Consider the following 10,366-nt stretch of genomic DNA (forward strand, 5'->3'; position numbering starts at 1 on the left):
GGGGCCCGGGCTTCCGTTCGCTCAGCGAGCGCGGCTCAGAGGGCCAGGATCAACGCTCGACGTCGCCGGCGATGAACGACTCGAGCTGGTTGCGGCCCTTCGTGTCCTCCATCTGGACCGGCGGGGACTTCATGAAGTACGTCGAGGCCGAGAGGATCGGGCCGCCGACGCCGCGGTCCTTGGCGATCTTCGCCGCGCGCATGGCGTCGATGATGATGCCGGCCGAGTTCGGGGAGTCCCAGACCTCGAGCTTGTACTCGAGGTTGAGGGGAACCTCGCCGAAGGCCGAGCCCTCGAGGCGGACGTACGCCCACTTGCGGTCGTCGAGCCACGCGACGTAGTCCGACGGGCCGATGTGCACGTCGCGACCGTCCTTGATGCCGCCCAGCGGACCGGTGAGGTTCGAGGTGACGGCCTGGGTCTTCGAGATCTTCTTGGACTCGAGACGCTCGCGCTCGAGCATGTTCTTGAAGTCCATGTTGCCGCCGACGTTGAGCTGGTACGTACGGTCGAGGCGCACGCCGCGGTCCTCGAACAGCTTCGCGATCACGCGGTGCGTGATGGTCGCGCCGACCTGCGACTTGATGTCGTCACCGACGATCGGGACGCCCGCGGCCTCGAACTTCGCGGCCCACTCGGGGTCCGACGCGATGAAGACGGGGAGCGCGTTGACGAACGCGACCTTGGCGTCGATCGCGCACTGCGCGTAGAACTTCGCGGCCTCCTCCGAGCCCACGGGGAGGTAGCAGATGAGGACGTCGACCTCGCGGTCCTTGAGGACCTGGGTGACGTCGACGGGGGCCTCGTCCGACTCGACGATGGTCTGGCGGTAGTACTTGCCGAGGCCGTCGAGGGTCACGCCGCGCTGGACCTGGACGTCGGTCTTGGGGACGTCGCAGATCTTGATGGTGTTGTTCTCGGACGACTGGGTCGCCTCGACGAGCTCCTTGCCCACCTTGAGCGAGTCCACGTCGAACGCGGCCACGAACTCGATGTCCGAGACGTGGTAGTCGCCGAACTGCACGTGCATGAGGCCCGGCACGGTGTCCTCGGGCTTGGCGTTCTTGTAGAACTCCACGCCCTGGACGAGGGACGTCGCGCAGTTGCCCACGCCGACGATGGCGGCACGAAGCTTGGCCATGGTGTTGTCTCCTTGACTAGTGGTCCGCCGAGGCGGAGCCGTTGTTCTCACCGCCGCGGGCGGATCGTTCGTTCTCGATGAGGCGGTCGAGCCACTCGACCTCGCGCTCGACCTGCTCGAGGCCGTGGCGCTGAAGCTCGGCGGTGTAGGCGTCGTGACGCTCGTGCATGCGCTTGAGCCCCTCGGACACCTCCTCGAGCCGTTCGGAGAGCCGGCTGCGCCGGCCCTCGAGGATCCGCAGCCGCGTCGCGGCGTCGGTGTGCGCGAAGAGAGAGAAGCGCACGTCGAACGCATCGTCGTCCCACGACGATGCGCCGGCGCTCGCCAGCTCCTCCGACAGGCGGGAGCGACCCGCGTCCGTGAGGCTGTACGCGATGCGTGCGCGCCGGGAGGAGGCGTGCGACGGGCCGTTGGCCTCGTCGCCGGAGGCCTCGATGAGGCCCGCCTCGACCATGCGGCGCAGGCACGGGTACAGCGACCCGTAGCTGAGGGCCCGGAAGGGACCCAGCTCGGCGCCCAGACGCTTGCGGATCTGGTAGCCGTGAAGCGGCTGATCGCGGAGGATGCCGAGGATCGCGAGGGTCAGGACATCGGTCTTGGCCACGCTTCCTTCACCTCCTCGGGACTCGTATGTCGAGCCGATCTCACGTTCAGTTATATCGCTCCGATACATCGGGCACCGTACATCACAGGATCGTGATCCGTGAAACCCACACGCCGGGTCACGATCTGCGCGCCCCGAGCGTTGATCCTGCACCCGGTGTCGGCGCCGTTCCGCGGCCGCCGCGCATCGTCCCTGATCAGGGGGCGCCGAGCCCCGCAGCCCTAAGGTGGTCACGTGACAGAACGCTCCAGCTCGCCCCAGCGCGTCCCGACGCGCCGCGCCGCATCCGCATCGTCGCAGCCCGCCACGTCGGGCACGCAGCCGACCCGGAGAAGCACGCGGCCCACGGATGCGACGGCGGCCTGGGCGGCCACGGGAGCCTCGAGCGCACCCGCGACGCAGACCAAGGGCTCGGGCGGCGGCTCGGGCTCGGGCGGCGGCAAGGGCGGCACCGGAGGCAAGGGCGGCAAGGGCGACCAGCCGCGCTGGAAGAAGATCCTCCGGATCACCGGCGTCTCGGCGCTGATCGCGCTGTTCGTCACCATCGCCACCGCGGCGATCATGCTCATGGTCGTGTACTCGAAGCTCGAGGTCCCCGAGGCGGCGGACGTCGCGCTCGCCCAGTCGTCGACCGTGTACTGGTCCAACGGCACCGCGGAGATGGGCAAGGTCGGCGAGGTGGACCGCCAGATCATCGACTGCGCGGACCTGCCCGACTACGTCCCGCAGACCGTGGTCGCGGCGGAGGACCGGAGCTTCTACACCAACCCCGGCGTGGACCTCATGGGCACCATGCGCGCGCTCTACAAGACCGTGGTGCTGGGCGACAAGCAGGGCGGATCCACCATCACCCAGCAGTACGTCGAGCGCTACTACGTGGGCGCGACCACCACCGACATCCCGGGCAAGATCAAGGAGACGCTGCTCGCTCTCAAGGTGGACTCGGAGCAGACCAAGGACCAGGTCCTCTGCAACTACATGAACACCATCTACTTCGGACGCGGCGCGTACGGCATCGAGGCCGCCGCCGAGGAGTACTTCGGCAAGCCCGCCGCCGAGCTCACGCTGTCGGAGGCCGCGCTCATCGCCGGCGTGATCCCCGCGCCGAGCGCATGGGACCCCCGCGTCTCGCCCGCGAAGGCCGAGCAGCGCTGGAACTACGTGCTCGACGGCATGGTCACCACCGAGTTCATCACGCAGGCGGAGCGGGACGAGCAGGAGTTCCCCGAGACCATCGAGTACGGCACCAGCAACACGTTCGGCGGGACCGACGGCTACCTGCTCCGCACCGCGCTCGACGAGGCGATCGCTCACCTCGACGTGAGCGCCGAGGAGCTCGAGATGGGCGGGTACCAGATCATCACGACGTTCCGTCGGGATGATCAGAAGTCCGTGGTCAAGGCCGTCAACGACATGCCGGACGATGCCGCCGACAACCTCAAGACCGCGGCGGTGACCGTGGACGCCGCGTCCGGCGCCGTCACCGGGATGTACGGCGGCCCCGACTACCTCCAGATCCAGCGCAACGCCGCGACCCAGGACGTCGCGCAGGCCGGCTCGACCTTCAAGCCCTTCGCCATGATCGGCGCGCTGTCGAACGGCTACTCGCTGAACACCTCGTACCTGTCGAACAGCGACATGACCATCGAGGGCTTCGAGAACCCGGTGCGCAACTACGGCGGCACCGACTACGGCTACATCGACATGGTCACGGCCACCAAGTACTCGGTGAACACCTACTACGTGCAGCTGGGTCGGGACATCGGCCCCCAGACGGTCATGGACACCGCGATCACCGCGGGCCTGCCCGAGGACACCTACGGGCTCGACGCCAACCCGTCGAACGTGCTCGGCAGCGCGTCGCCGACGGCGCTGCAGATGGCCCACGCGTACACCACCATCGCGGACGGCGGCATCGAGAAGGAGCCGTTCACCGTGAAGCGCATCATCGGCCCGGACGGCGAGGACGTCTACGTCCACCAGGACGAGTCGCAGCGCGTGTTCTCGAAGGACGTCATCGCCGACACGACCTACGCGATGCAGCAGACCGTGGACGGCGGCACGGGCCGCAAGGCCGCGGAGCTCGGCCGTCCGATCGCCGCGAAGACCGGTACGTCGAACGACAACAAGTCGGCGTGGTTCGCCGGCTTCACGCCGCAGATCGTGGGCATCGTGTCGATGTACCAGGTCGGCGAGGACGGCTCGGTCGAGTCGATCACGCCGTTCGGCGGCTACTCGGACATCACGGGCGGCACGGTGCCGGCCGACGTCTGGGTCGAGATGATGGAGTCGATCCTGGATCGCTTCGACGTCGTGGAGTTCCCGGAGCGGGCCGATGTGGGCACCGAGCTGAGCTCGAGCCCCGAGCCCGAGCCGAGCGTCACGGCATCCCCCGAGCCGTCGGAGGAGCCCTCGGAGTCCGCGACTCCCGAGCCGACCGAGACCACCGAGCCGGAGCCGGTGGTGACACCCTCGGAGACGACGGAGCCGGAGCCGGTGGTGACACCCTCGGAGACGACGGAGCCGGAGCCGGTGGTGACCCCCTCCGAGACGACCGATCCCGATCCCGGCGCTTCGGCCGGGGCGGAGCCGGCCGAGGAGCCGGCCGCGGGGACCTAGCCGCTCATCGGCGTCGCGGTCCTCGAACCTCCGTGTCGAGCGGCGAGAGGACGGTGCCGCGCTACGCGACCGTCAGCTCGTCGAGCACGGTCCCGATGGGGTGCGGCCCGGTGACGATCTCCCACTGATGCCCCGCGGTCCTCGGCCGCGACAGGCACGAGGCGATGGTCTGCGCGACGTCGACGCGCGGGATCGGGCCCGGCACCACCTTCTCGTCGATAGAGATGCACCCGGTCCCCACCGAGTCGACCAGGATCCCGGGCCGCAGGATGGTCCAGGCGAGCCCGGAGCCGCGGAGCGCGAAGTCCGCCTCGCGCTTCGCGTACACGTAGGCGGTCCAGACGTCGCCGCGTGCGGGATCCGGTTCGGCGTCGACACCCATGGCCGAGACCTGGACGAAGCGCTTGATCCCACGCCGCTTGGCGCCGGCGATCGACTTGAGCGATCCCTCGAGGTCGACAGTGCGCTTGCGGTTCGCGTTCCCGTCGGGACCTCCGCCCGCGGTGAAGACCACGGCGTCGCAGCCGCCGAAGGCCGACGCGAACTCCGGCTCGTCGCACGCCTCGATATCGAGATGCCGCGCGGCGGCACCCAGGCCCGCGAGCTCGTGGAGCTGCTCGTCGGTGCGGGCGAGCGCGACCACCTCGTGATCGCGGTGAAGAAGGATCGGGATGAGCCGACGGCCGACCTTGCCGGCGCCGCCGACGATCGCCACGCGCGCCGGAATGCTCATGCCTCCAGCCTGGCCCGACGGTTGCGCTCATGCAACCGGTGGGGCCAGGCCGGGGCAGGCGGCTCAGGCCTTGGGGTCGGGACCGTACTGGTTGGCCCCCGGGTTGCCCGGGATGAACGCGACCACGAGGGTGAGGAGGCTGACGAACCAGCCGATGATCGACACCGGTCCCGGCCAACCGATGTCCTGATAGCGGCGCCACTGGAGCGCGAGCGACGGGATGAGGATCGCGAGGCTGTAGAGGGCGAAGACGAGGACCAGCACGAGGGCGAAGCCGGTGAGCTCCGCGGTCTCGTAGTTGAAGCCGGCGATCGCGAGCAGGATGCTGAAGACGATGGAGATCGCCAGGTTGGTGAGGGCGAAGCCCCAGTACTCGCTCCGACGCGAACGCCCGTTGAACTCCGCATAGCGCCGCAGCGCCGTCGTGTAGCCGTTCATGACCCCTCTTTCCTGCGCGACGGCATCTCCCCCGCGCGGGACGAGGTTAACCAGGCATGACATCCAGATGAGCAGGCGCGCCGAGCCGCGGGTCCGGACCGAAGCGGTTGGCTCCTCGCCTGCCGGGGAAGGCCGCCATCACCATGAGTACGAAGCCGAGCGAGAGGGGCGCGAGCAGCAGCCACCAGGCGGACCGGTCGAGGTCGTGAAGCCGGCGCGCGGTCACGGCGTACGTGGGGATCCCGATCACGACGACCACCACGAACGCGATCACCGCCGCGAGGGTGAGCAGCCCCCACCGCACGGAGTCGGGCTCGATCGCCGGGTCCTTGGTGGGCGCGACCGAGCCCTCGAGCGCGGAGACCCACAGGGAGGCCGCCACCATCATCGTCGGCAGCCACACGACGGAGGCGAACAGCTGGAACCACCAGTACTCGCTGCGGCGCGCGCGGCCGCGGAACGTCGCGAAGCGACGGAAGCAGACGGCGACAGCCTCGGCGAACCCCATGCCGCCACTGTACTGACACCGTTTCGTCGCACCCTCCCCCTACGCTGGTGCCGTGACCCTGGCACGCGACCTCGCACGTCTCTGGCGGGCCCGGGGCTTCCGTCGCCTCACCCTGGTGCGGCTCCTCTCGCAGGCCGGGGACGGGATGTTCCAGGTGGGGATCGCGACGGCCTTCTTCTTCGACCCCACGCAGGCGGCGACGCCCCAGGACATCGCGCTCGGGTTCGCGATCCTGCTCGCGCCGTTCACCCTGGTGGGGCCGTTCGCCGGGCCGCTGATCGACCGGTGGCAGCGCCAGCGGATCCTCCTGTTCGGGAACCTCGCGCGGACGTCCCTCGCGCTCATCATCGGCGCGACGGTCCTGCTCGACGGACCCGCATGGGTCGAGTACGGGCTCGCGCTGCTCACGCTGTCCGTCAACCGCTTCCTGCTCTCGTCGATGTCCGCGGGCCTCGCGAACGTGGTGCCGGAGGACGAGCTGCTCACCGCCAACGCGATCATGCCCACGCTGGGCACCATCGCCGCGGCGGTCGGCGGGGCGATCGGCGGCGCCATGACGCTGCTCGTGCCCACGGCCACGGACTCCTCGCTGGCGCTGGCAGCGCTCATCGGCTCCGCCTGCGCGTTCTCGGGCTCGGCGTGGGCCACGACGCTGCTCGCCCGCCGCGAGCTCGGCCCGACCGAGCCGCTGGCCGCGCTGCGACTGCTCGCGCAGCTCCGCGCGCTGACCGCAGAGCTCGTCTCGGGCGTCCGCTACCTCCACGGCCGACGGACCCCGTTCCACGCGCTCAGCGTCATGGCCGCGCAGCGCCTGCTCTACGGGATCATGTTCGTCGCGTCGATCCTCATGTCGCGCCACATCCTCGGCGACCCGTCGCGTCCCGAGGATCAGCTCGGCGAGTTCGCCACGGTGCTCGGCTTCGCGGCCGCGGGCTTCGGCATCGCCGCCGTGATCACGCCGTGGCTCGGATCCCGGATCCCCCGGCAGCGGTGGATCGTCGGGTGCCTCGTCCTGGGTGCGGGCGGCCAGCTCCTGCTCGCCGCATCGTCCGCGCGCTGGGCCCTGCTGAGCGCCGCGGTGATCATCTCCGTCGCGGTGCAGGGCGGCAAGATCGCCGTCGACACCATCGTCCAGCGCGACACCGCCGACGACTTCCGCGGCCGCGCCTTCACGCTCTACGACATGGCCTACAACGTGGCGTTCGTGTCGAGCGCCGCGCTCGCCGCGGTGGTGCTGCCCCCGACCGGCTACTCCGCGGGGGTGATGGCCGGGGTCGCCGTCGCGTACCTCGCGGTGGCGGCGGTCTACGCGCGGGCGCCGCGGGTGCCGGTCGCTGTGGCGGTGGCCTAGCCGATCGGGCCGCGCATGCGGGCGAGTCCGCCGCTGCCCAGGTGCTCGTGGCCGATGAGGTGGTCGAAGACGATGTTCGTCTCGGTCGCCGCGACCGCGGGGTCCATGCTGAGCTCCGACGCCACGAAGTCGCGCAGCTGCGCGGTCGAGGTGCATGCCACATGGATGAGGAAGTCGATGGTGCCGCCCACGAAGAACACCGACAGCACGTTGGGCAGCGTGATGACCTTCGCGGCGTAGCTCTTGATCTGCGGCCGCGCCTGCGCGCGCAGCCGGACCGAGACGATGCCCTGGACGTCGAGGCCCAGCGCGGCGAAGTCGACCTCGACGTGGCTCGACCGGATCACGCCGGCCTCGCGCAGCGCCTTGACGCGGGTATGGGTGGTCGACGGGGCGACGTGCAGCCTCGCCGCGAGCGCGGCGTTGGGGATGCGCGCGTCGCGCATGAGCTCCCAGAGGATCCGCTCGTCGAGCTCGTCGAGCCGAACACCCTTCGCCCGCAGGCCCTCTCGCAGCCCTGTCTCCATCGATCCTTCTCCGTTTCGAGCCCGCGGGCCAACCTTGTTCACGATCGCTTGCCTTGATCGAACTTCCTTCAAGAATTGTAGAGGTCGAGCGAAGATCGCTCGGCTCACACGCATGAGCGGCGCAGATGCGCCTGGGAGGAGCAGCGATGCGCATCGGCATCCCCGCAGAGATCAAGGACAACGAGCGTCGCGTCGGCGCGACCCCCGCAGGTGTGCGGGAGCTCGTGACGGCCGGGCACTCGGTGCTGGTGCAGGCGGGCGCCGGTCTCGGCTCGGCCTTCGCCGACGAGGACTACGTGCTCGCAGGCGCGACCCTGGGCTCGGTGGACGAGGCCTGGGCGGCGGACATGGTGATCAAGGTCAAGGAGCCCATCGCCTCCGAGTACGGCTACCTGCGCGAGGGCCTGCTGCTCTTCACCTACCTCCACCTCGCGGCGGACGAGGCGCTCACCCGCGCCCTGGTCGACTCCGGCACCACCGCCATCGCGTACGAGACGGTCGCGCTCGAGGACGGTTCGCTGCCGCTGCTCGCCCCCATGAGCGAGGTCGCGGGCCGCATGGCGACCATGGTGGGCGCGTTCGCCCTCCAGTCGAGCCAGGGCGGACGCGGAGTGCTGCTCGGCGGCGTTCCCGGGGTGCGCCCCGCGCAGGTCACCGTGCTCGGCGCCGGCATGTCGGGCCAGAATGCGATCGCCCAGGCGGTCGGCATGGGCGCCGACGTCACCGTGCTCGACCTGTCGATCCCGCGCCTGCGGCAGCTCGACGCGCTCTACGCGGGCCGCGTCAAGACCGTCGTGTCCTCGGCCTACGAGGTCGAGCGCGCGTGCCTCGAGGCGGACCTCGTCATCGGCGCGGTGCTGGTCGCCGGCGCCAAGGCCCCGAAGCTGGTCTCCCGCGACCTGGTGTCCCGCATGAAGCCGGGCTCGGTGCTGGTGGACATCGCAATCGACCAGGGCGGATGCTTCGAGGACTCGCACGCGACCACCCACGCCGAGCCGACCTACGCGGTCGAGGCCTCCACCTTCTACTGCGTCGCCAACATGCCGGGCGCGGTGGGCAACACCTCGACGCTGGCCCTCACCAACGCGACGCTGCCGTACGCGGTGCGCCTCGCGAACGACGGCTGGGAGGTCGCCACGGCCAAGGACCCGGCGCTCGCGCGCGGCCTCGCGACGGTCGACGGCCGCATCGTCCACGGCCCGGTCGCGGAGCTCTTCCCGCACCTGACCCACACGGTCCCGGCCTGACCCCACCACCACCCACCCCACCCCACCCCACCAGCCGGGACAGTCACCATGCTTTTTCGGGCGGATCGGCGACGGGCGGGACATCCATCTGCACCTCGGGGTGCTGGCTGCGGGTGGCCAGCACCCCGAGCGCGATGGTGCGACACCACTCGGGTCGGTCGGTGACGTCCGCGTAGGTGAAGCGCACCGTCAGGATGCCGACGCTCGCGATCCGCGCATCGCGTGCGGCGTCTCGCTGGCGGGCTGCAGGACCTGAGTGCGCATCGGCGCCGTCGAACTCGAAGGCCGTCAACGTTGCGGGGTCGAAGGTATCCAGGCGGTACGACGTTCCATCCACGTGGACCCAGTGCTGCCGGAGCAGGTGAGCGAACGGAACACCTCGAAGCACCCGCGTGCCCGCCTCTTCCTCGAGATAGGACTCCGCGCCCGCCTCAGCAGCGACGAGTCTGCGCTCGAGCTCTCGTCGTCCCCGCGCCCGCGGCATCGCGGCGAGCGTCTCCGCAATCTCCGCGACGGTGACGATCCCCTCGCGAACAGGGGCGTAGACCGCCTCGGCACGCCGACTGCTCGGAAGCTCACCGTGAGCCTGGATCACTGCGAGCGGAGGCGGCACCGTAGGGATCCGACGCGGCGGCCAGCACCGTTCGGGCATGTGCACGTGACGGCGCACCGACACCCACGCCGGCCCTCGCGGCCTGGTCTCCCACGGCACCGAGATCGATACGTTCGGAGGCGGGGCGAGCGCACCCCAGGCGGCCAGCGCGGAGGATCCTGCCGCCACCGTGCTCGGACCCGCCCACAGCAGCGCCGCCTGCATGCGAAGGACCCATGACTCGGCGTGGACAGACGACGCATACGCGTCGGGGAGCACGCGCACGATGCGTCCGGCGCGCACCGCATCGGCGATTGCGCGCTCGCTCGCCAACCGTCTCAGCTGGTCGTAGGTGAGCGGCTCGACACGTCGGAGGAGACGATCGTGGAGTTGGCGTATGCCCATGAACGCCGATGCTCGATCGTCCCCCGCGGACCGAGAAGGCCGGCGATCCCTTCAGTGGAGCAGTGACACGGCAGGCAGGGCTCGGGACAGCGGGCCTGCGGGAGGTGGGTGTCCCGTGGCACGCAGAACCGGGCGAAAAAGCGTGGTGAGTGTCCCAGCGGGGAGGGGAGGCGAGGGGTGGGGTGGGCGGGGCGGGGCGGG

At 70.2% G+C, this 10,366-nt stretch carries 10 protein-coding genes; 3 read left to right on the forward strand and 7 right to left on the reverse strand.

Annotation, left to right across the window (positions count from 1 at the left end; translation table 11 throughout):
* Positions 1–49: 49 nt before the first annotated feature.
* Positions 50–1,141, reverse strand: coding sequence for an inositol-3-phosphate synthase (locus TR42_RS08095; RefSeq protein ID WP_042214753.1), 1,092 nt, complete (start codon positions 1,139–1,141; stop codon positions 50–52).
* A gap of 16 nt (positions 1,142–1,157) precedes the next feature.
* Entirely contained in the window at positions 1,158–1,745 is a 588-nt protein-coding gene (locus TR42_RS08100) for a PadR family transcriptional regulator (RefSeq protein WP_042214754.1), read from the reverse strand.
* Between the two features lie 234 nt (positions 1,746–1,979).
* Here TR42_RS08100 and TR42_RS08105 point away from each other — a divergent pair, with 234 nt between their 5' ends.
* Positions 1,980–4,364 carry a transglycosylase domain-containing protein gene (locus TR42_RS08105; protein ID WP_052405828.1) on the forward strand — a complete coding sequence of 795 codons (2,385 nt, stop codon included), beginning with the start codon at positions 1,980–1,982 and terminating at the stop codon, positions 4,362–4,364.
* A 61-nt stretch (positions 4,365–4,425) separates the two neighbouring features.
* On the opposite strand, the gene TR42_RS08110 is transcribed toward TR42_RS08105, so the two are convergent.
* The 3 genes from TR42_RS08110 to TR42_RS08120 form a co-directional block, all read right to left on the reverse strand.
* Entirely contained in the window at positions 4,426–5,097 is a 672-nt protein-coding gene (locus TR42_RS08110) for an SDR family oxidoreductase (protein ID WP_042214755.1), read from the reverse strand.
* A 63-nt stretch (positions 5,098–5,160) separates the two neighbouring features.
* Positions 5,161–5,535 (reverse strand): DUF805 domain-containing protein, encoded by a 375-nt coding sequence (locus TR42_RS08115; protein WP_042214756.1) that lies wholly within the window; start codon positions 5,533–5,535, stop codon positions 5,161–5,163.
* Between the two features lie 46 nt (positions 5,536–5,581).
* Positions 5,582–6,043 carry a DUF805 domain-containing protein gene (locus tag TR42_RS08120; RefSeq protein WP_042214757.1) on the reverse strand — a complete coding sequence of 154 codons (462 nt, stop codon included), beginning with the start codon at positions 6,041–6,043 and terminating at the stop codon, positions 5,582–5,584.
* A gap of 52 nt (positions 6,044–6,095) precedes the next feature.
* Between TR42_RS08120 and TR42_RS08125 the strand changes: the two genes are divergently transcribed.
* Entirely contained in the window at positions 6,096–7,394 is a 1,299-nt protein-coding gene (locus TR42_RS08125) for an MFS transporter (protein WP_042214759.1), read from the forward strand.
* Here the strand turns inward: TR42_RS08125 and TR42_RS08130 are convergent.
* The gene (locus tag TR42_RS08130; RefSeq protein ID WP_042214761.1) at positions 7,391–7,921 is read right to left on the reverse strand and encodes an Lrp/AsnC family transcriptional regulator; all 531 of its coding nucleotides are present in this window, start codon (positions 7,919–7,921) and stop codon (positions 7,391–7,393) included. The genes TR42_RS08125 and TR42_RS08130 overlap by 4 nt on opposite strands.
* Positions 7,922–8,067: 146 nt before the next feature.
* Between TR42_RS08130 and ald the strand changes: the two genes are divergently transcribed.
* Entirely contained in the window at positions 8,068–9,168 is a 1,101-nt protein-coding gene (gene ald / locus TR42_RS08135) for an alanine dehydrogenase (RefSeq protein WP_042214764.1), read from the forward strand.
* 43 nt (positions 9,169–9,211) lie between these two features.
* Here ald and TR42_RS08140 read toward each other — a convergent pair whose 3' ends face one another.
* A complete protein-coding gene (locus TR42_RS08140) occupies positions 9,212–10,093 on the reverse strand; it encodes an endonuclease domain-containing protein (protein WP_143058995.1) in 882 nt (293 codons plus the stop codon).
* Between the last annotated feature and the right edge of the window lie 273 nt (positions 10,094–10,366).

Source organism: Demequina mangrovi (assembly GCF_000759715.1).
Taxonomy (GTDB): Bacteria; Actinomycetota; Actinomycetes; order Actinomycetales; family Demequinaceae; genus Demequina; species Demequina mangrovi.

Coding starts and splice junctions, on each gene's coding strand:
- TR42_RS08095 (WP_042214753.1), bottom strand. CDS start 1,141: ATGGCCAAGCTTCGTGCCGCCATCGTCGGCGTGGGCAACTGCGCGACG.
- TR42_RS08110 (WP_042214755.1), bottom strand. CDS start 5,097: ATGAGCATTCCGGCGCGCGTGGCGATCGTCGGCGGCGCCGGCAAGGTC.
- TR42_RS08115 (WP_042214756.1), bottom strand. CDS start 5,535: ATGAACGGCTACACGACGGCGCTGCGGCGCTATGCGGAGTTCAACGGG.
- TR42_RS08120 (WP_042214757.1), bottom strand. CDS start 6,043: ATGGGGTTCGCCGAGGCTGTCGCCGTCTGCTTCCGTCGCTTCGCGACG.
- TR42_RS08130 (WP_042214761.1), bottom strand. CDS start 7,921: ATGGAGACAGGGCTGCGAGAGGGCCTGCGGGCGAAGGGTGTTCGGCTC.
- ald (WP_042214764.1), top strand. CDS start 8,068: ATGCGCATCGGCATCCCCGCAGAGATCAAGGACAACGAGCGTCGCGTC.